Annotated in this window: 13 protein-coding genes; 7 read left to right on the top strand and 6 right to left on the bottom strand. The window is 52.9% G+C overall.

All coding sequences use genetic code 11. The annotated features are described in order from the left end of the window. Window positions 1-26 precede the first annotated feature (26 nt). Window positions 27-764: a hypothetical protein gene (locus LVD08_RS04820; protein WP_247267586.1), complete on the top strand. Its 738-nt coding sequence runs from the start codon at window positions 27-29 to the stop codon at window positions 762-764. Window positions 765-851: 87 nt separating this feature from the next. Here LVD08_RS04820 and LVD08_RS04815 read toward each other — a convergent pair whose 3' ends face one another. The 3 genes from LVD08_RS04815 to LVD08_RS04805 all read right to left on the bottom strand — a co-directional run bounded on the left by LVD08_RS04815 (window position 852) and on the right by LVD08_RS04805 (window position 7,363). Continuing rightward, the gene (locus tag LVD08_RS04815; protein WP_247267585.1) at window positions 852-1,868 is read right to left on the bottom strand and encodes a hypothetical protein; all 1,017 of its coding nucleotides are present in this window, start codon (window positions 1,866-1,868) and stop codon (window positions 852-854) included. Between the two features lie 321 nt (window positions 1,869-2,189). After that, the gene (locus LVD08_RS04810; protein WP_247267584.1) at window positions 2,190-2,528 is read right to left on the bottom strand and encodes a hypothetical protein; all 339 of its coding nucleotides are present in this window, start codon (window positions 2,526-2,528) and stop codon (window positions 2,190-2,192) included. Between the two features lie 248 nt (window positions 2,529-2,776). Next, the gene (locus tag LVD08_RS04805) at window positions 2,777-7,363 is read right to left on the bottom strand and encodes an AAA domain-containing protein (protein ID WP_247267583.1); all 4,587 of its coding nucleotides are present in this window, start codon (window positions 7,361-7,363) and stop codon (window positions 2,777-2,779) included. A 349-nt stretch (window positions 7,364-7,712) separates the two neighbouring features. Between LVD08_RS04805 and LVD08_RS04800 the strand changes: the two genes are divergently transcribed. Next, window positions 7,713-9,008: an ImmA/IrrE family metallo-endopeptidase gene (locus LVD08_RS04800; RefSeq protein WP_247267582.1), complete on the top strand. Its 1,296-nt coding sequence runs from the start codon at window positions 7,713-7,715 to the stop codon at window positions 9,006-9,008. Between the two features lie 121 nt (window positions 9,009-9,129). Here the strand turns inward: LVD08_RS04800 and LVD08_RS04795 are convergent, their stop codons facing one another. After that, the gene (locus tag LVD08_RS04795) at window positions 9,130-9,822 is read right to left on the bottom strand and encodes an ImmA/IrrE family metallo-endopeptidase (RefSeq protein WP_247267581.1); all 693 of its coding nucleotides are present in this window, start codon (window positions 9,820-9,822) and stop codon (window positions 9,130-9,132) included. Between the two features lie 296 nt (window positions 9,823-10,118). Continuing rightward, on the bottom strand, window positions 10,119-11,186 hold the full coding sequence (locus LVD08_RS04790; RefSeq protein WP_247267580.1) for a DNA-binding protein: 1,068 nt from the start codon (window positions 11,184-11,186) through the stop codon (window positions 10,119-10,121). Window positions 11,187-12,386: 1,200 nt separating this feature from the next. On the opposite strand from LVD08_RS04790, the gene LVD08_RS04785 reads away from it, so the two are divergent. Further along, window positions 12,387-14,243: a hypothetical protein gene (locus tag LVD08_RS04785; RefSeq protein WP_247267579.1), complete on the top strand. Its 1,857-nt coding sequence runs from the start codon at window positions 12,387-12,389 to the stop codon at window positions 14,241-14,243. A gap of 188 nt (window positions 14,244-14,431) precedes the next feature. Here LVD08_RS04785 and LVD08_RS04780 read toward each other — a convergent pair whose 3' ends face one another. Beyond that, window positions 14,432-15,514 carry a serine/threonine protein kinase gene (locus LVD08_RS04780; RefSeq protein WP_247267578.1) on the bottom strand — a complete coding sequence of 361 codons (1,083 nt, stop codon included), beginning with the start codon at window positions 15,512-15,514 and terminating at the stop codon, window positions 14,432-14,434. A 739-nt stretch (window positions 15,515-16,253) separates the two neighbouring features. On the opposite strand from LVD08_RS04780, the gene LVD08_RS04775 reads away from it, so the two are divergent. The 4 genes from LVD08_RS04775 (at window position 16,254) to LVD08_RS04760 (ending at window position 20,783) form a co-directional block, all read left to right on the top strand. Beyond that, window positions 16,254-18,047 (top strand): hypothetical protein, encoded by a 1,794-nt coding sequence (locus LVD08_RS04775; RefSeq protein ID WP_247267577.1) that lies wholly within the window; start codon window positions 16,254-16,256, stop codon window positions 18,045-18,047. A gap of 53 nt (window positions 18,048-18,100) precedes the next feature. After that, on the top strand, window positions 18,101-18,397 hold the full coding sequence (locus tag LVD08_RS04770) for a hypothetical protein (protein ID WP_247267576.1): 297 nt from the start codon (window positions 18,101-18,103) through the stop codon (window positions 18,395-18,397). A 327-nt stretch (window positions 18,398-18,724) separates the two neighbouring features. Next, window positions 18,725-19,690 (top strand): site-specific integrase, encoded by a 966-nt coding sequence (locus LVD08_RS04765; protein ID WP_247267575.1) that lies wholly within the window; start codon window positions 18,725-18,727, stop codon window positions 19,688-19,690. 481 nt (window positions 19,691-20,171) lie between these two features. Continuing rightward, entirely contained in the window at window positions 20,172-20,783 is a 612-nt protein-coding gene (locus LVD08_RS04760) for a hypothetical protein (protein ID WP_247267574.1), read from the top strand. Window positions 20,784-20,823 lie beyond the last annotated feature (40 nt).

Here is a 20,823-nt window from a genome sequence, read left to right as displayed (position 1 = left end):
CGCCACTGGTTCCGCCCGAGGTAATAATGTCGTTGTCCGTTTTAAGGTTCGCCTGGTCTAAAATTCGCGACCATCAGGTTAGTAAGTACGCCCTACTCCTGATAGCTCCTATCGTTGTAAAACCGTTGGATTTCACCCCTACCAGAAGGCCGATCCATTTGCGGCTGAAGGGGCTCTGGGGATTGCCAGTAGTTGTTGCTGGGGTGTGGGCGGCGATAGCCGGCTTCAGCCTGGAGTGGGCTTATGGAAATTCTGTGGGGCCTGGAGTGTCGGTTGCCGAGGCATTGAAAATCGTCGGTCGCCTCAAGAATATGGCCTGGGTATTGGTGACCGCTTCGACTGCAATCCTGCTATATAGCATCAGCGTTCTCCGTTGGGGATTCCACTGCGCTGCGATCCAGTTGCTGAGGAGATGGTTTCCCACTATCAGCATGCCGCACTGCCTTTTCTTTGTCGTCAATACGTCGGGATGGGGGCTGTGGCTTGCCATATACATATATGGGCTGTTTCAAGCGATCAAATGGTGGGTCAGTGCAGGAAAACCTACCTATGCGCCGGACGCCAGTAACTTGATCGAGCCGTTGTTACACTTAACCGTTCTTTGTGCTTTGGGTGGACTGCTGCACCTGACAACTCGGAATAGTAATGAAGGGTTGCGAGCGCTTTACGGAGGGCATAAAGGGCTGAGCTTTTTGATCACCGTCGTAGGCATCATCTTGATGTTTCTCCTTGGCAGCCTTTCTTTAATGCTCGGCTATCCGTGAGGGTCGCCCCTTACTCTGCGAGCTCTGATCGAGTTAGAAGCGGGACGTCGACCCATGACTAATGTATTTTCTGACCATTTGTACGGTTCAACTTACATCTCGAACGTTGTCAAACGACCAATCCGCCAGCCCCTCGCAACCCGCCATTAGGTAGTCAGCGCGTATCCCCAATGTAGGATCCGCCATGAACGCCATGAAATCTAAGGCCTGATTTTTCGCTACTGCAGGTAGCGAGTTCCACCAGGAGATCCGGATCGCGTGGTTCTCGCAACACGCGAGTGAGAATCTGAGCAGCATGTCCTCAATTTTTGCTCCACTGCGTACTGATTTCGCTAAGGAGTGAACGAGTCGCTGGCAGCTCAGATTGCTTGATTCATGCCATGCCAGAACAAACGCCCAACCGTATTCTGTCGGAGCTGTAAAGAAGACCAGAAGATCCAGATCACTGGTTTCGGGCCCCAAGTTCTGTAGTTGGTGCCCTTGAAAATCAAAATCAGGAAATATCAGCCCCGAGGCTTGTATCGACCATCGAGACGTCGAGCCAAAGATGATGAATTTCAGCTCGGTACAATCGCTGGCAGCTAGGCAATCATCGTATATGAGTTTGTGGCGCTTGAGTCGCTCAAAACCAAGGGACTGTCCATAGGCCGCGCCGATCAGAAAATGGCGCTGTTCAGGTGTCAGTCCTGGGTGCTCGAGCATCTCAGTGAGGGTCTTCGATGCGTTCTCTTTGACAAAATATTCTCGGCAGATACTGCGGTAAGCGTACAACGCCACCTGTTGGGGATCGACGGAAAGGGGCCGATCATCAATGGGTGAGAAAAGTTTGTTGTCATGCTGCTTGCACATCCCTGGGAACGTAGACGCGCGATTCACCCCAATTTTTTTTGGTAGTGGTTTGCCTCCCGTTTCCTTCAGGGTCGACAGGTCGGCATTGAGTCGATACACATGACCATCTTCAGCAATCAGTCCCAGTTGCCCTCGTTTCTGTATGGAGTGGGCTGAGATGATCTCATTGCATTGTATGCCATCACTGAAATGTAGGCAGCGCCCCTTCTTGCTTTGCAGCTTCATCGCTGCCTGATGCGCGTTTGCGAATGACATATCTAGATCCTAGGGTACTCGGCTGCAGGCTAGGACTAGCCGCGATACCGCTGTAGCCCACACAGCAAGAATGGTTAGATGTGCAGTGCCACAACAAGCTGCAGCTGCGTGTGCGATCAACATAAAAATCTGTCCATACGGACACTGCGGGTATCGTCCATCACTTTTTCGCAGCATCTACCCGTAGACATAGGTAGCTTCAACAGCATCGAGGCGATCCACTTTAGGTGTTGTCTTCAGTGCGACGGTCTTTATCGCAACCATCGCATGCTAATCTGCACACTTGGATGGGCTGAAACTCTCACCTATCATGATTTCAGGCTACTTCGAAATTGGCTCAACAGACACCAATTCCAAGTATTTGTATTTTTGCTTCTTCGCTGCTGCCTTCGCCTCCTGCTCGGCTACCAGCTTGCTCAGGCTGCTCGAGTCGTGAACAAAGACTTCGACTTCACCGTCATACACCTTCGATACATGCAAGGTCACACGTAGCTTAGACGTATGGTAACCAGTAATTTTCTTCGGGCTGGTGGCTGGACTCGGTGTTGGTGGGGGCGATGTTGTATCAGCTACTGGTGTTGTTGCCTTAGGCGTCACCGGATCCACACTGGCTCCGAAGAGTGCCTTTCGCATTTCCTCTTCACTTAATTCAATAGCCATAAATCTACCTTGGAAAGCACTGAAAGCTGTCACGGGTAGAGTGCCCGTCGTACTCGGATTGGTTATGTATGCAGGTGGTAGGTTCGACAGCATGGTTGATACCTGCCGATGCCGATGATAGCGCCGGGATTAGCCGCCCTGCTCTCCTCGACCACGAAGCTCTATCTCCATCGCCAGCTAGTACGTCGAACCAGCTGGCTTGGAACTAACCACGCGTAAAAGCATCCTGCGCGCGGTCAGTTAACTCTTCAGATCGCTAAGGCTTGCTGCTCCTCATCGGTACTCGGTAGGGCTGCCTGGCCGCCGACGTCTTCCTCCTCTTCATCCAGGGATGTGCTACCAGCGGTTGACCATTCCCGTAGCTCTACTACGGCTGGAATCTTCTCCAGGGCATTGGTTGGTTCGATCCCGAGCTCAGCCAGGCGCTGCAGAAGTTCTCCGAAGATTTCCTCCTTATGCATGCTCCATGACGAAGCGAAGCACCGCCAAAACGTCCAGCCTGCACGTTCGAGGATACGTTGGCGATTCATGTCTGCCTCCCAGCGATCGGGGCCATGGAAGGCATCTCCATCGCACTCGATTGCCAGACGATTATCGTTGGCTCCCTCGACGACCATGTCGAGCCTGAATGCCCCACTCTTCACCTGCGGGATGACGCGGTAGCCCCGCTCAACCAGTCTGCTGAATACCTGCTGCTCAAATCCAGACTCGCAAAGCTTGATGAGGCCATCCTGATCGACCTCCTGCTCTGTGAGTGGTTTGCTGAAGTACTCCAGGAGTGTACGACGAACATCTTTCAGGGAAAGGTGATCCAGGGTCACCGATCGAAGCAGGTACATCCTATCGCGTGCACGGCTTGCGGCTACGTTGAACCGCTGTTCAGCAGCAATGCCTGAAAGCGGATGGCAGTTCTCTGGATCTGCGACCATGGAAATGAAGATGATGTCGCGCTCGCTTCCCTGGAAGGTGCTGGCGTCACCACACGCAAATTCACGAGCGTGGAGCTCAACGGCCGGGCATCGTTCACGTACTAGCGAATCGATGAATTTGGCTTGTTCCATGCCCCCTAACAGCGTTACCACACCAATCGTGCGACCCGCATACTTGTCATCCTTGATAAGTGCCTGGATTTCTTCAACGATGGCTTCTGCCTCAAGCCTGTTGCAGCCCTTCTTGTTCCTCACTCCGTCTTTGACATAAATGTCCACTAGAGGTGGATCGAGGCGCTCGGATGGTCGAGGGATTCGAAGGGGCTGGATCGCACCGCCGTAGAACTGGTTGGAATAGGAAATGATGGGAGGAACGCAGCGGAAGTGCTCACGCAACATAACCATATGGCCAGCGAAGACTCGCGATGCCAAATCGTAAAGAGATTTATCCGGCGTCATGTCGGCGCCATAGGGCTGGTCGTTCAGGAACCGGTTACGAAGCTCGCCGATCCTCTTGCCGGATTTGAAGCCACCATCGGGAGAAACTTGCTTGTCATCCCCTACTACCAGTACCTTTTTGGCCCTGACGATAGCCGGCAAAGCCCATAAGTCTGACTGGCTCGCCTCATCCACAATCACCAGGTCGAAGGCGCCTATTTCCGCCGGCATGGACTCAGAAATCTTGGCGTGACTCATGATCCAGCATGGCACGGCACCGGCAGCATCCTGCATGCACTGCTGAGCATCGCGGCGATAACGCTCCGCGTTCGGCCCTGTCCCCTGCCCTATCTTGCGTATCGCTGTCGAGTAGCCGGCCAGTGCTTGCAGTACCATCGGGCTGGCATTGGCTTTAGTGGACAGCCAAGCCGCTCGGCTCACCACTTCCCGATACATACGTGCCAAGCCAGCTTCGAGTTTTACTCGCTTGCCATTTAGCTCGACGAGCTCATGACGCGCTTCGATGCTCTGCAGGTGAGAGCGTATTTGCGCATGCTGCCACGCCTCCTTCCAACTACTTGGGAAAGCCAGGTCTTCAGCTCCGTTTTCAACAGGAACGGTCAGCAACCGACCGGAAAGATTTTCCGCTCCAGCTGCCATCACCCGATGCGCGCCCTCCCTGACATAATTCAGGAGGCCACCGAGTTCTCTGATCCGCTGTAGTTCTGTCAGCAGGTCGACATACTGGGACACGACCCGATGCGTATCTTGATCCGGGCTGCCTAGGCACTCCAGAACGAATGTACGAAGCCGGCAGGAGATTGGGCTATCGCCCGCGACTTTGGCCTGCAAAATTGCGAGTGAGGCGCCCGCCATGCTGAGATCTAATCGAGCAAGGTTTTGAGTGAGGTGATCCCGCAGGCGACGAATCTCGACGATTGTCAGCCTATGCATGTTATCGGGCGCATCTGCGAAGACCGCCTCGCAGAGTTGCTGTACTTTTTCGGCGTACAGTGAGGTGAGCTCGAGCGCAGCCTGAACTGTACTAACGGTGATCTCCAGTTGCCGCAGATGTGCCGTTCCCGCTTGAAGTCGCGGAATCCCCAGTGTCTCGGCCAGAGGGTTCCAACGCGCAGTGAAGGATCTCACGTCCGCGTAAAGCTTCAAGTAGTCCTGGACGATCTTCCACTGCTCGGCAGACTTTGGCGCTGAGCCATTGATCCGGACATTGCTGACGTGTGTCTTGGCTTGGGATGCTCCAAAGCTCATCAGACCAAAAGGCTTTCCTGTTTCGGTAGCTCTATCCACGGCCTCAGATGTTTTCTCGCAATCCAAGGCTTCCTCTGGGAATTCAACAAAGTTTTCCAGCATGACCTTGCGCCGTTGCATCAATGCCTGGGCGGCTGGAAGCATGCCTACTAGGACTGAGATTTCACTGTCGTACCGTCCACCTGCCGCCTTGAGTCGCAGCTCCTGCGACCAAAGAATTTCGCAGTCCCCGTCGTCGTGCAGCGCCACAAGCTTTTCTTCGCAATGACCCAGCTCCAAATCTAGATTTTTGGCGGCAGCGACAACGGCTTCACTGTCGGATTTCAGGGGTATGAGATCCCCCTGACCTAGAGCATATTCGAGCGACTTTAGCTGGCAGATTGAGCCGTGGAGCTTACCGATCTCCGCAGCTGCCGGTAATTGCTCAACTTCAGGCAGACTGGAATTGATGTAGACAAGGTCACGCCCGAGGTCGCGACGGGCCTGTCTTAAGCCCCTACCGAACTCATCGTCAAAAGGCAGCGAGTGTTCGGGTGACAACGAAAGTTCGTCGTCAAACCAGGCGTACTGGTCGCCGCCCTTCATCAGAAGCTCAGCAAGCTCTTCCGCACGATACTTGGCATCGCCTACTTTGATTTCGGAAAGCTGACTCAGGGCAATCTCATTGACGCGTCGATCAAGCCTCACCAGCTCGGTATGAGCAAGATCAATGGACTGGTGCAGGCGATCAATCTCACTCCGAGCAAGTAATGGATTGATTTGCGAAACTTGGTGTTGGATAGCCTCAATCGAGCCTTGGAATTGCCGGATACCCTCACGGTCACTGGTCAGCAGCGCAACTGTCAGAGGCCGAACCTCAGTCGGTATCTTCGACTGGAGTACCTTCAGGGCCTGCTCGCCACGAGAGGTAACTAGGACACGTTTACCAGTCGCCAGATAGTGGCAAATGATGTTGGCGATCGTATGGGTTTTGCCGGTACCAGGAGGGCCCTGAACGGCAACCCCTGGTGCGTGCTCCAGACGCTGAACGATAGTTACCTGCTCGTCATTGTATGGAAGGGGGAAATACAGTTCCTTGGGTTCAGCTCTAGATCCATCCATGCTTCGGCTGGAAAGCCCGCGGAAGTTAACGTGCTGGTAATCGATTGCAATATTCGAGGCCGGGGTCACCAACGCAAGTGGGCCGGCAGGAAGCTCGAGACATTCCTTAAGCTTCTCCCGGATCTTGCGAAGGTCGTTGATCAGCCAGTTGCTGGGTTTGGGGCGAGCAAACACCACCCACGCATCGCTTATCTGGAGCGTGTCACCTGGTTCCGGGAAGCCCTGGGCTCCATCTCCCATCACCTCCAAATATTTGCCTTTGCTGTCGAGGCTTCTGGCCGAGAGCTTGAGCACGTCAGCAAAGGTCGATGGCAAGAATGGGTTCAAAGGGGAGTCGACATGTCTGCCTAGATGATCGCGAATAGCTCTTTCGCACTCGCTGGCGCCAGGGATATTGGCGTTGATCAGCGCATCGAACTCGATCATCGGCTCTGTGGCACGCGGGCGAACTTCGACCGCCATGCTCTCCTCGTTCAAAGAGATGTCGAGGGCTTGGGTCAACAATGGATAATTGAATCCCTGCTGCGCATCGTTGATCGTTAACGTCCAAGCGCTAACGCCCAAGCCCCATACCAGCTCGCGAGCAGATTTTCCCGTCTCCATCTGCTGCATCAATGCAAACATGTCGCCATAGAGGCTAATGGTCTTGCGACGTGGTTTCTCAAGCTCAGCCCATTCGTGCCACAGGACAAGATACGCCGTAAGAGCAGCCGAAGCTTGCGCGCGTACCTCGGACTCCACTGCGGCGATATCTCCACCCGGATCTTTGTCTTGCTGCTCGCGGATTAACTGGAGGAGCACCTGCTCAGAGAGCGTTGGTGGCTTGGTGGGATTGTCGCTGGCTTTGATGACGGAGCTATAGCTTCCATCAACTGGTGCTGGGGCACGTAACTCTTCGAGCCGTTCGATTTGCAGCCAGACATTGTCGCCTGGGAACTGGAGATCAAAATGCAGCCCAGGAAGACCTAGAAGGCTCGTAGGCGGATACACGTCATTAACAGAACTCGAGAGTTGATAGCGCGACGGATCAAGCTCCTTGAGGCTTTCCTCTGCGTACTCGAATAGTCGGCTGAGGAGCTCGTTAGGCGTCCGTTGCATTTTAATACTCCGATGATTCAGGGGATGCGACTTCAGCAGTCAATATAGAGCCAAGGATGCCATATTGCCTCTAGGTGTGGTTTTGAAATAATCGCTGTTTGACGATTGTCCTTGAGAATCGGGCGGAGCCAAATCTACCGATACGCAGATGGCGTCGGCGGGCCAAACAAACAAAGTCGTCAGCGGTTGGCTGGACGCTAACCTTCTGGTCATTGACATAAAAGTAGAAAAAAAGACGATCATATTAACGAGCTGAGAGCCAGCATGGCCGGGGGTAACCCGTTTCTCGACCGCTATCTATTCACTTACGACTGACTTTCTGACCTTTTAACCGGAGCCTGCCCTAAATATGGAAATTGAAGCGCTCAGCACCTATGCCAAGGGCGACCGATTCGAGGAGCAGCTCTTTGAGTTCCTGTCTCGTGAGATCAATGAAGGTCGGTTCTATGCGTTCCGACCTGAGTGCTGCAAAATTTTCAGGAAGAAGGGTTACTATTCGCGTGACCGAGAAGACTTCATCATTTTTGACATTTCTGTCGAAGTATTCCTGCCTGGTTTCGAAACTCCATCGTTGCTTGTGCTCATCGAATGTAAGAACTACAGCGGCAAAGTGCCCGTCGGGGACATCGAAGAATTTGGTTCAAAGATAAGTCAAGTGGCCGGCTTCAATGCCAAGGGTGTTTTTGCGTCCGCCAGTGCGTTTCAGTCAGGCACGTTCAACATTGCTCGGAATCGAGGTTTCGGTGTCTTGCGTTACTTCGATCAATCTGAGTTTCGATGGGAGCTTCCTCGCGCCCTGCTAACCGGGGCGCGTAGCGCTAAGACCCGTAAGCGCGCAGAGATCGAATACGCCCTAACCCAAACGGATTTTCGGCCTACCGTTTATAGCGCCTATGCCGTAACTCCTGCCGGCTTTAAGGATGGTTGGGAAGGCATCTGGAAAGGCCTCGACCTTGAGAGTGCTTTTAAAGAGAGCGATCTGAGTCTGATTCGTCAGCCCACGCTTATCGAAACACCCAGGGTCGCGTTCATTTCGCGGGACAGAATAGATCGCTTGGCGCAGCAGGCTTTGAAATCCATTTCATACATCCGGGGAGCGGTCGATCTGACTAAGCTAGTGTCCAGGGAAGCTGATGTCAGTGGACTGTCTGTGAGCTTCATTGAGGACTCGGGCTCAGCCCTCGGCAGTATCACGTTCAACCCGCTTGAGATCAAAATCTTCGGGGCAGATAGCCAATCCCATTTGGCCCGATTCACACTCGCCCATGAGTTGGGGCATCACTTTCTAGGTCATAAGCGCTACATGACACGAGAAGCCATCCGAGCGCAGGACATTGACCAGAGCCAGCTGATCACCATCCCTAAAGGGGAAGTCGAGCGGTTGGAGTGGCAAGCAAATACGTTTGCTTCATGTCTCTTGATGCCTAAAGAGGACTTTCAGGCTGCGTTTGGGTTGTTACTACAGCATCTTGGCATCCGAAACCGTGGTCACGGCCATCTGTACCTGGACAGTCAGAGGGACAACGTCATTCAGTTTCATGCTGCGTGCAATTCTCTGAGCGAATATTTTAACGTTTCGAAGACAGCGATCCGATTGCGTATGAGGGCGCTGGAACTGCTGGTCGAGGTTGGTCGCCAAGATTGAGCTGCATCTCACGGGGAGTTTAGGACGCATCGTCGGGCGGTTCTAGAGCGTACAGTCCTTTATCGCCCCACCACTCTATTGCACTTCGATTGATACCTAGCGCCTACTTCAAGCCCCCAAGTTACGGCCAGCGTACTAAACCAAGCTCCTTCAGTCTTAACGCCATTGCCGAATCGGATACTCCAAACTGCGTAGCAAGCGATACGACGTTGAGATTATTGAAGCGTTGGCACCGCGCCAGCGCCAGCTCTCGTTCCAAGGAGTCTGCCGAGGCATACAGCAGACCTTCGATGTTATGTGCATCGAGGTGATATGCAACCGTGTCGTTAAAGTGAAGCTGGTCTCCACAAAGGAATAGACGCCTGAAGTGGTCGGCGACAAGCTTCGCAGGCATCAAAAAACAAGCTGCAAAGAAATCAGCCTCGCGCTCTTCAAGGTTTCGCGGCCCCCCGACTGGACGGCCATCTAACGCCCGATCCCTATGCATAACCTCACCTTTATGTAGGGCAAGGTGGCCGATCTCATGAGCACCCGTGAACAGTTTTACCGTGGGTGAGAATTCTTGGGAGATGGCGATGCGGTTCGCTTGGCGATCAATCAGACCTGCAATCTTAGGGCCGGAGCCGCCTTGGATGAATTTGGGGTCACCGAGATTCGGAAGCTCCCGATATTCAAAGCCGTACGCTAACGCCGCCTTTCTCGGATCACGCGCCTGAAGCGGGGTGATATCTTGATCGCCCCACAGGTGATATCGGTCGCGCCAGAGCATGCGCAACAGCTCGGATGCTTCTTGTTCGATACTTGGCATGTCCATGCAAATCACCGCATGTAGTGTTCATGAATTGATAATAACCCAATATGTGGGGTTTACAAACCCGTCGAACATGCGTTGGTTGTGTTCGGCACACTGCTGCTAGTTTGCTTTACTAGAGTGAGCCGCTTCGATACTTGACTGAGCTCGGGTTTCCAATCGAGGGCGGGTGTCGAGCTGTATGAAAGCTGGCGGTAATGTGCTGTTCGCCAGCATCAAAGTGAGTCGCTGATGAGCCCACTGAAGCGCGGAGCATTCTTCATTAAGGCCTATGGGTTTGAGCGTGGCTTTGTTCATGGTCACTTCCTCGACGGTTTTGTGGGTGCTGTCTTTGGCTTCTCGGATGCAGGCGCAAATGTGGTCTTCGAATCGCTTCCATCTGTCTCAGCCTCGGTAGCCTGCAATCGCCGGAGTTGCTCATTCTCCGATTGGGCAGCGACAAGCAGCAGTCTTGCCTCCAGCTCGCGCTCGGCGCTCTTGGCTGCTGCTTCATTCAGTGCCGTGGCGTCCTGTCGAAGCGTGGCGATCTGTTCCTGGAGCTGCTCAGCAACTCCGGCGGATCTCGCTTCCGCCAGTTTCAGACCTTGGATCTCGCCAGTCAGTGTCTGTATGTGCGCCTCATGGCCGTGTAGCAGTTTCACCTGCTGCCTGGACTCTCCAAGCAACCGCTCGTTGTCACGATTTAAACGAGTTAGGTCATCCTGTTTCAGCACCAAGGTTTCCTGAAGCTTGCGCTTCTCCACTTGAGCCTCGTGGAGTTGGGATTCATGCCGGCGTTGATCTTGATCCCGCTGCTCTTTGACGGACTGCCGGTAGTGCTCCAATGCCCCGCGCGCGTGAACATGCTTTTCCTCTAGGGAGTGGATCTGTTTATCCCGGTCACTGACCAAGGCTTCTAGGTCAGTACAGCGTTGATTAAGTCCGGCATTGCGTGTCAGCTCTGCCTGGAGTGAGGACTGCGTGGTTTTTAAGTCAGCAGTTTGAGCCTCAATCGCTGCTTGCTGAGTGTCGAGCTGCCTACGCGCTGCGGTCAGTTCAATTTGCAGGCTGTCGATCTGCGCCTGGAGCTCTACACGCTCAATATCAAAGGCTGATCGGGACTGTTCGATCGACTCGTTACCCTCCTCCATGAGTCGATCCAGAAGGCTTTCCACCATTGCCGAAAGTTCTTCACCCATGCGTTCGCGGGACGATAGTGGGCGTGGATCGTAGGATTCGATCTCCTTCAGGTACCGGGCAATGGTTGTCTTCGACCCGGTATTCCCCAGTTCCACACGCACGGCATCGATGCTTGGGTATGTGCCCCTAGCGAGCAGAGACTGCCTTGCTTTTTGCACCACCGCCTTGTTAATGCCGCCACGAGCCATGTGAACTCCTACGATTTCGTGCTGTGTTACGTGTCATGTAATTACGTGACACGCTATCACCAATTTTTTGGATGTAAAGTCCAAGAATTGAAAGGCTATAATAGTGCTTTATGGCTTCTTGACTCTTTGCTGCCCCCAGAAAACCTCCCCGTGGGGCAGGAAAAGCAAAACGCTCCGTTTTTGAAGGCAAAGCACGGCGGAAAAGGCAGATCGGTACCTGAGCGCCGCTACCCGGGAGAGCACACGGAAGAATTACCGCTCGGCGATTGAGCACTTTGAGGTGACATGAAGCGGGTACTTGGCCGCCACCGGTGTGAGCGTCGTTCGGTACCTGGCTGAGTACGCCACACCGAAGCAACGTCTAGCGGCGCCGGCGCAGCGGCACATCACTCAGGGTTTTCCGAATCCGACAAATACTCCTGGCGCTCGCCAGATGCTCAAGGATATTCGAGTCGTCCATCCAGCTCAGATCAAACGGGCCGCCCCTCCTCTGCTCAAGCACCTTCAGCAAACAGTTGCATGGCTGGAAGGAGGGTGCGCAGCTGCAATAGAGCATGGCGACTACAGAATCTTGGTGCGCCACCGCCGCTCAATAGCGATCATCTTGATTGGGTTTTGGCTTCTTCTTGCCCTATACAAAAGGTGATCGCCAACATGAAGGCGCAACTATGCGCCAATGCTTGCCAAACTGTGCCTGGTGGAGGACTACATCAACTGGGTGACGGTGGCCGGTACCGGAAAGGGGGCAGTGTTCCAGCGGATTGATCGCTGGGGCAATCTATCCGGCAAAGGAATGTTAGTTTTCTGGACTGCAGAGAGCTCAAAGAGCCCCTCCCGTGATACCCATGAGGGCGCAAACTCGTTAGCGATTTATGCAGAACAATCCAACCAAGCACCGCACGCTGATCGTGAGTGGTATTTCTGTCTGATATCTAGTGTTCAGCGGTTACCACACCCAGGGGCTTATGGCTCGGCGTACAGTTTTTGGTTGAATTGGCCAAAATACTCGCAAAGTGCGCCGACAACATGCACATGTCACTCCTAATACTGTGAGTCATCGAGCCAGAGAATCATTCAGTGCACTTATTCATTGTGCGCGTGCACTTTGGTATAATATTAAATATACCAACGAGCTTTTGATCAAGCCGTTTGAGACTCAGGGGTCACTCACTCACACAACCAGAATGCGGAGCACACCACATGGACGAAGCTGAACTTTCATACCAATCTTCAGAGTTTTACTTGAGACATATGAGTGACGCTATTGAAGCATCACAGTCTGGTGATATACCAGCGGTAGGAGTTGCAGTGTTCAGCTTTTTTAGCGGGACTGAATACCGCCCCGGCACTACTGCTAATCTGGAATCGTACCATTTTATGTGTGTGATTCGCTCCGATGAGCTGTCTTCATTTATTAGGGTGCAACCTACGTTTTTGCTGAAGTGGATACAGACACTATTTCACTATTGCCGAAGTATGGCAGCAATGCCAGAGATCATAGAAACTGTCTGGCCAGTCGCAGCCAGAATAGTAGACGCGCTGAAAGGTCATTTTGAAGTCGAGGGGATGCTGGCGTCATCGCAACTGGCAACCTGGGATTATTTTTACGGCAAAGCCAATCACCCCAGCTATCTGGAAGGGATAAAAAAGTGGGAAGTAACACACCCAAAAGCAATCGCCTATAGGAATCTTTTTTGTAGTACAGTAATAAATCGGGACAGTCCAGACTTCAAGGATTATGTCCAAGGGTGCTACTTGACCAAAGATTTCTATACCCATGAAAACCAGGCTATAGCGATCCTGAATTATTATTGCCATATTGAGGAAAGTGAGAAAATTCTGGATGAGCTCTTGCGCCTCATCAAAACTGAAGATATGAAAGTCTTGACAAAATCCGGAAACTGCGACTTCCTGAAAGGCATAATCGGGCACTTTTACGACCACAACGACTATCAGCCGTTGTTCAAGCTTCTGTCATCAATGAAAAATGTTGCGCCTAACGCCATTCCCGGGCATGGCTTTGTCTTGAGCAATGGTCAAACTTTGACCGTCATGACTGCAAGCTCAAGAATTAATTTTCCAGCGGAGGGAAACTACCCAAGCTATGAGCGGCTGATCAAAATCAGAAATCAATTGCTTAACGTATACGTTAGCCTTTTGGGCACGCCTAGCCAAGATGCTAGATTTTTTGACGCCGATCGTAGTGGCACCCCTGCAGTGGACGATGATTTATCTTCCTACAGAGATATTGTGATTGAGCATTTTCGGTTGAATAACGATATCTACGACGAGGTGAACTCAATAACTTTGGCCCCCTCTCATGACTTCCCAATTCAAGCGGCTAGGTTTGGATTAGGCAAAAATGCGCCTTGGATATCTGCTAGCCTTGAAGTAATGGCAGACGATCCGGAGGAGCACTCCTTTGTATTTATGCTTGCCAGTCATACTCATACTGTAAATGTTGAGCAAGCATTCATTCGAGCCCACTTCGGTGCATCCGCTGAAATCTACATAGACCCAAGTGTCGAAACGTTCACTGAGATTTTTAAGAGCGAAAGGCATAGTGTTATCTATATTTCGGCTCATGGGATGTATAACCACTGGGGGAGTGGCAAGGAAGACCATATTTTATTTTCAGATGAATGCATTATTCCCGGTAATGTATTGCATTCGTGCATTCCTAAATCGCCCTACGCCAGAAATGTGATTCTGAACATTTGTAATGGTGCCACAGTTGAAATAAGCTGCAATCCATATTCCAGAGGACTTGCAGCCTCAATCGCGAGAGGAAACCAAAGGGTGGTTTCGCACCTCTGGCCGGTAAATCCAATCTATGCCGCCTCCTTCGGATTGCTCGTTCTTCACTATCTCAGAGAACGCGACCTGCTTGATGCAAGCAGGGAAGCTTTTGCTACCCTAAACCGAGAAAAAGATAGCATCATTCAGACGGTTCGCTCATTGGGGGCAGACTGTGATGCTTTATCCGACTATTTAGAGAAAACCGAATTTAAAATGAATGCATTTAAAAATATCGGAAGCATTGCGGCATACAGCTAGCAATCAATAACCCAGGCCTTCGGTAATGGAGGCCTTTTGTTATAATCTGTCCAGCATGGAATATTCTATTAAAAATTTATAGACAGCACTGCACACACTGGACAGCCCTCCTCAAACCGTGCTTTTCAAAATAACAGGTGAGGTGCAGGTGACTCGGTCATATGACGATGACAGCCGGCGAAATAGGCCTAGCCGAAGCGCTTTTGAAACCTTGCCCACGCATTCGCTAGGTAGGGCCATTCATCCGCTAGATCACCTTTTGAAGCGTTACCATCAAAGTGGTCGATGAGACCGCTCAGCTGTAAGTGGGATATTTTGCATCGAGCCCTGATAAGACTGAGAATCTCGTTCCTCAAGCCCACCATGCTAGGTCGCTCATCAGGATCGACTGATAGCGCCCGCTTAACCAGGCTGATGACATCTGAACGCAAATTGCCAGGCGCCTCTAGAGGACACCCACGTGCTATCCATTTCTGCCAGTCTGCAGGGCGAGTCCATTTGGTCGAGTGTCCTGGCTTAGCCGACGGCCAGACGTCATCAGTGCGAACACCTGCTGGGTGAACACCGTTTGTCAGCAGCTCATACAGAATGATGCCTAAGGCAAAAACATCTGTCTTTTCGGAGAGCTGGGTTTTACCCCACTGCTCCGGGGCCATGTACGGCCTTGACCCTTCGAAAACCGCAGGCGTCTTCAAGAAAGCATTAGCGAGTCCGAAGTCAGCAATCATTGCCACCTGATAGATATCAATGTCAGGGAGTCCATTGATGACCTTTTCAAAATCACGCACAAAAATGTTGGCTGGCTTCAGATCTTGATGGCACACAAGGCCATGGCTATAACAGTGTATTAACCCCGAGCAACAGTAGGCGATCAGAGAAAGCTGCCTGATCTCGTTTTGCCCCGACATGTAGTGTAGTAGGTCTCCGTCCCAATATCGAAACAGGGCAACTGGCGCACCCAGAACTTCCCGCAGATCGAAACACCAATGCACAAATGTGTGATGCGAAAAACGCAACTGGAGAGCCAACTCCTGAACGAAACGCTCGTTTGCTTCTACAGCAGGAACCGTCTCAAGCTTGCGGGGCATCTTGGCGCACACGTAACGAGGATAAACCGACTCTCCTTGATCCATGACAAAGATGTCACCGCATACTCCGTTTAGCCGCTTGACGACCACACCGCGATTACCTAATGCGGCCGCAAGCAGGAATTTCTGCTCGTCCTCGCTAAAGTCGTAGAAAAACGGGAGTTCCATGTTTGTGTATTTCATCACTAGACAATACTCCACCAGCCACAGCTTACGCATCTATAGGCGAGCGATGAGTCATAAGATGCCTAGTGTAGCGTTAACACCACGGCGGTCGCTGCCCCACGTCCGGCTGGCATCAAGCACGGAAGTGATCAGGCCGCTCGATGAACAGCCCCTCCCCTCCTGAGCGACGGAGCAACCCTGACCTTGTTGAGGCTGCTCACCCCAGGATATCGGCTGCTTGCAAAGGAATGACTCGACCCATTTACCTGGGGCTACCGGGATGAGCTCAAGACGATCATTAGCACGATGTTCACCAGCCATGCGCTGCCCATCATGAGTCTTGGAAACGGTGATCGTTCAGCACCGTACCTGCCAGCCCATCTTGAGGCTTCAGGTCGGGCAAGAAACGACGCTGATGGGCCTTGCCACGTATGCCTTTCAGACTAAGCGCGCGCCTGACAAAGCCATAACCGCGGGGTATGAGCGGCTGGAATGGCCCTTGCTGAATTCAGCACTGAGCGCCGGATGATAATTGCATAACGCGTTTTGAAGGCTCTTACGCCAAAGCCAAGTCTTCTGCCAAGCGGTAAGCTGTTAGTTGTCATGGCAATTTGCTGGCAACTCAAGCCGCTAGGATTTAGGATCTGCGTCAGCCAAAGAACATCACCACACTGAGTACAGGATACGGGACTTTGATACGCCTGGCCGGCTAGGCGATGCCCAATTGAAACAAGGAGAGCTTCAATGAATTTCAGCGATGCCCACGACGTTGCGACTGAGGCACTGGAAAATTGAGGATGGTGCGGCGCGGCTTCTAGCGACACGCAGCGGTGAGGCGTCCGACGTCCTGGCAGTGATCAACACGTTCACCAACACTGCAGCAGTAGCCAAAATCGCATCTATTAGTGACGCCACCACCAAATCGTTGCTCAGCCTCGTCCGCGAACCTGCAGTCTCACGTGTGGTTGCCGAGACAGACGAAGGCGAGATCGTCACCTACTATATCTGCCGCACGACCAACATCACGGTCAAAGGGACGATGCTGGCGGGCTACCGTACACCTATCGGCCGTCTGGCGGTCTTCGATGTTGGTGAAAGTGTCGAGCTTGAGGTTGCTGGGAAGCAGAGAGGCTATCGTATACTCGAAAAGCTTGAGCTTAAGCCTCTAAAGAGTGACGACCTTTGGGATGCCATCGATAGCATCTGGCGCCGACGGCGTGCAACCCCACAGACAATCCCTTCGCTTCGAAAGCTCGTTCAGCCCGTCGACGACAACGCATTCCTCGCGATGCTGGACGGCGAATCTGAGGCAGAGAAGATCCGGGAGGGTGTAGTCCATGAAATACGCAGAGCCATGGCTTTGCGAGACCAGGCAATTCTCGACAAGATCCAGGACGAGATTTTCCGGCTGTCGATCGATCATCAGCTGATCATCCTCGGCCCTCCAGGTACCGGCAAAACCACAACACTGATCAAACGCCTTGGGCAGAAACTCGATGCGCAGGCGTTAAGCCCAGACGAACAACGGCTGCTTGGCTCAGCGACTAACCGCCAACGCTGGATGATGTTTACACCCTCCGACCTGTTGAAGCACTACGTCAAAGAGGCATTCAACCGGGAGAATGTTCCCGCGTCTGACGACCACATCAAAACCTGGAACAAGCGTCGACATGACCTGGCTAGGTCAACATTTGGCATTCTGAGAACCGGCAATAGCGGTAGCTGCATTCTCAAGGAGGATCGGCGCTATTCCAGCTTTTCGGTCAGTGATGATCCTCGACAATGGTTTGCCGACTTCAAGGCGTATCACCAAAACCGTCTGCTCTCCTCACTCAGGGAAGGCGCCGGCCTCCTGAAAGACTCGGCGCCGAACCTCTCGGATCCGGTCGTGAAGGAGCTCCTCACCACGGTAGATGAACTGAGTCCCGAGGGGTTGCTCAGTGCCTACGCGATCTGGAACAGAATCGAGGCGCGGATCGAACCGCTGCTCAAAACCAGCCGCGAGACAACCGACAAGCTTATCCAGCAGCAAGGTAGCCTGCTCTACAACAGGAACAACTCTGTTTTCGTTGAACTCGCTACCTTCCTGGAAAGCTTTGGGCAAAACGAGGATGAAATGGACGACGGTGAAGAGTTCGACGACGACACCGGCACCGAAGGCACGAGCACCCCTAACCACACGACGGAACGCAGGGCGTTTCAGGCGTATCAGCAGTTCCTGCAGAGCCACGCGCGCACCCTCTATCGAAACGGCAGCCTTGGGAAGTCGAGTCGGGCAGCCCGGATTCGTGACTGGCTCGGAGATAGGTTTCCGCCAGCTGAATGGTTGAAAACACTGGGTCGCGAAATGTGCTTCCAGAACGCTATGCGGCGGTTCAGGAATGCGTGGAAACGTTACGTTCTGGATGTCCCAACGAGCTATCGCGCGTTCCGCCGAGAGTGCCTCGCACTTGAGTTCTATGACTACCAGAAGCCTGACACCCCCGCGCACATCGACGAGACCGAGCTGGACGCTATCCTGTTCCTGATGCTCCGTTCAGCGATAAAATAACACTGAGAAACTCATCGATTCATAAAGGGCAAATCCCGACATATGAGGAGGCCATGGAATTCGGTGAGGAAGTCTTATCAATACTTTCCGAGACATCGCTAAAAGTTTGGAAAACCATACCCGTTGCGGCGAACAAAGTGGTAAACATTCATGCACAAAATTCAATCAAAAAGATAACTGATACAGGAGGAACCCAGTCTGGAGACATGATCTGCGTTGATTCAGCTATTCGTGGCAACAGGTCGCTTAAAGAACATATCAAACGGACAGCTTTGCGACACTCTAGGGATACGATAGAAAAACACAAAAAACTAATAGCTGGATTAGAAGATAAGCACCACATCCAGTAGTACTGGTGCCCTCTCTTTCTTGACGATTCCTCTGCCAAATCGCGATCGTCAAGAGATGAAGAACGATAATCCAGCACATTGCCATCAGCACCCTTTCATAGGCTATCCATTTGGATGCGACCAAATGGGTTCAGCGGCAGTAATTCCGTGGCAAGGCGACTGAGGCATAACCGTATTCAGCCTGGTCTGTCACTGGACGAGAATGAGATATCCCGGCGGCTGGAAGCGCTGAGCCCCTAAAGAGCCCTAGGCATGATGGGCACTACCCCCTGTCATTGACGCAGATTTAATGTGCTGCCGTTACACTGAACATCCTGCCCGATTTTGATGGCAAAGAAGACGATGGAAAAAGCAGATCGGTACCTAAGCGCCGGCACCCGAGAGAACACCCGCAAAAGCTACCGGGCGGCGATCGAACACTTTGAGGTGACGTGGGGCGGGTACTTGCCCACCACCGGTGTGGGCGTCGTTCGGTACCTGGCAGAGTACGCCGACAAACTCTCGATCAATACCCTGAAGCAGCGTCTGGCAGCGCTGGCGCAGTGGCACATCACTCAGGGCTTTCCGGATCCGACAAAGACCCCTGACGTTCGCCAGATGATCAAGGGCATCAGGGTCGTGCACCCCGCAAAGGTGAAACAGGCCGCCCCGCTGCTGCTGAAGCACCTAGAGCAGGTGGTCACATGGCTTGAAAGGGAAGCTGCCGCTGCGATTGAACGGGGAGATTACAAATCGCTGGTGCGTCATCGTCGCTCGGTGGCGATTATCTTGATCGGGTTCTGGCGTGGCTTTCGGGGCGATGAGCTGGCCAGGCTGACGGTGGAGGACACCCAAGCCATAAGCGGTGAAGGCATTACCTTTTTCCTGCCCTACACCAAAGGTGACCGTCAGCATGAAGGAACTACGTTCCAGACGCCGGCGCTCACAATGCTTTGCCCCGTGGAGGCCTATATCAATTGGATAACGGTTGCCGGGATCGCTAAAGGCCCGGTGTTCCAGCGGATTGATCGCTGGGGCAACCTGTCAGGCAAAGCCATGCAGCCGCATAGCCTGATACCCGTGCTACGCCGCATTTTTAAAGAGGCAGGATTGCCAGCCGAACTGTATAGCAGTCACTCGATGCGGCGAGGTTTTGCGACCTGGGCGTCCGCCAATGGGTGGGACATCAAAGGGCTGATGAGCTATGTGGGCTGGAAGGATATGAAGTCGGCGCTGCGTTATGTCGATGCGGGCATGTCGTTTGGTGGCTTGGCGTCGCGCAATACAAGCCCCAAGCTCGTGCCACTTACCTGACAAGGAGCAGACGGGGGCCGAACGGATGACTACAACGGCCCGACATACTTGATGGGGGCTACATTGAAGGTTTCGGTGATCTGGATTTACTCGCCTTCCAATCCTCGAAATCCTGCACCCGCTCATTCATAAAAGGGTGGTCGGCGGCATAGGCAGCGATCAAGCAAGCAACGGCTTGACCCATTTCCACGCAAACCAAAAGCTCACGCTTTACGTGCCTGCTGTTACCGCTTGGTACGCCGGCGAGCGAAAGTCCGACCCCATCGCTTCCCTCAGCCCTGACGGCCAGGATAAGCGTTGAGGCACGCTCTGAATTTAGACGCTGGATTTTGACTAGAGCTATTCCGAATTCTGAATATCATACGGCCATGGATTCCAGAAACGAGACGGCATAATGAGACAATGCTTTGGAAGGACGCGCAACGGAACCAGATGCAAAAGATCTGGAAATTGGTGGCTGTTTTGCGCTGAGCATCGACTGATGGGCCTGTTGGCTATTCCGCTAATCATCGGGGGCGCTTTGAATTTCGCAGGCAATGCCACCTCGGTTCTGGGCTGGCTATCGATCATGCCACCTGACCTTGCGGGATTGATCAATCCGCAACAGGTATCGCTGCCAGATGCAATCAAGTCTGCTGTGGTTGAAGGAACCAACTACACAGCGGCACCCACCAGTGAGACTCTTGTAGCCAAGGTAATTACCCGCGCTAGCTTGGATGATGCGAACTCAGGCGCTGACATGCCTTTCCTGTTTTCGTTGGTGAGTCCGTTCAAACCTACCGGAATGAATACAATCTTCCGAGGCGACGGCTGCAGATTCCTCGGAAAAGGGAGGGGGATTTCCCAAGGCAAAAACGGAGGGTACATCGACATCGTCGGTGCGTCGTGTGTGGACGACCGTGGTATAGCTTACGAGCTCCACGCGCAGGGAACGCGTCGGCTTGGCTTTGTGGCCAACGTGGGTGATTTCACCAGCGGTACTGTGAAAGTGATCCGGGACAAAGGGGATCACACGCTGCAGCATGCCGAGAATGTAATGCTCCGTTTCGACCAACCAGTTGCCTTACTCCTGGAAGTAGGTCGAGTGAGGTGAGAAAGAGTGCTTGGCTCATGACAACGTTAATGCAAGTGCC

The sequence above is a fragment of the Pseudomonas sp. YL2 genome (genome assembly GCF_023063025.1).
GTDB classification, from domain to species: Bacteria; Pseudomonadota; Gammaproteobacteria; order Pseudomonadales; family Pseudomonadaceae; genus Aquipseudomonas; species Aquipseudomonas putida_A.
The sequence above is the reverse complement of the archived record's forward strand: the minus strand, read 5'-3'. Positions and strand labels throughout refer to the sequence as shown.

Coding starts and splice junctions, on each gene's coding strand:
- LVD08_RS04760 (WP_247267574.1), top strand. CDS start 20,172: ATGGGCCTGTTGGCTATTCCGCTAATCATCGGGGGCGCTTTGAATTTC.
- LVD08_RS04815 (WP_247267585.1), bottom strand. CDS start 1,868: ATGTCATTCGCAAACGCGCATCAGGCAGCGATGAAGCTGCAAAGCAAG.
- LVD08_RS04790 (WP_247267580.1), bottom strand. CDS start 11,186: ATGGCTCGTGGCGGCATTAACAAGGCGGTGGTGCAAAAAGCAAGGCAG.
- LVD08_RS04795 (WP_247267581.1), bottom strand. CDS start 9,822: ATGGACATGCCAAGTATCGAACAAGAAGCATCCGAGCTGTTGCGCATG.
- LVD08_RS04780 (WP_247267578.1), bottom strand. CDS start 15,514: ATGAAATACACAAACATGGAACTCCCGTTTTTCTACGACTTTAGCGAG.
- LVD08_RS04770 (WP_247267576.1), top strand. CDS start 18,101: ATGGAATTCGGTGAGGAAGTCTTATCAATACTTTCCGAGACATCGCTA.
- LVD08_RS04800 (WP_247267582.1), top strand. CDS start 7,713: ATGGAAATTGAAGCGCTCAGCACCTATGCCAAGGGCGACCGATTCGAG.
- LVD08_RS04775 (WP_247267577.1), top strand. CDS start 16,254: ATGCCCACGACGTTGCGACTGAGGCACTGGAAAATTGAGGATGGTGCG.
- LVD08_RS04765 (WP_247267575.1), top strand. CDS start 18,725: ATGGCAAAGAAGACGATGGAAAAAGCAGATCGGTACCTAAGCGCCGGC.
- LVD08_RS04820 (WP_247267586.1), top strand. CDS start 27: ATGTCGTTGTCCGTTTTAAGGTTCGCCTGGTCTAAAATTCGCGACCAT.
- LVD08_RS04785 (WP_247267579.1), top strand. CDS start 12,387: ATGGACGAAGCTGAACTTTCATACCAATCTTCAGAGTTTTACTTGAGA.
- LVD08_RS04805 (WP_247267583.1), bottom strand. CDS start 7,363: ATGCAACGGACGCCTAACGAGCTCCTCAGCCGACTATTCGAGTACGCA.
- LVD08_RS04810 (WP_247267584.1), bottom strand. CDS start 2,528: ATGGCTATTGAATTAAGTGAAGAGGAAATGCGAAAGGCACTCTTCGGA.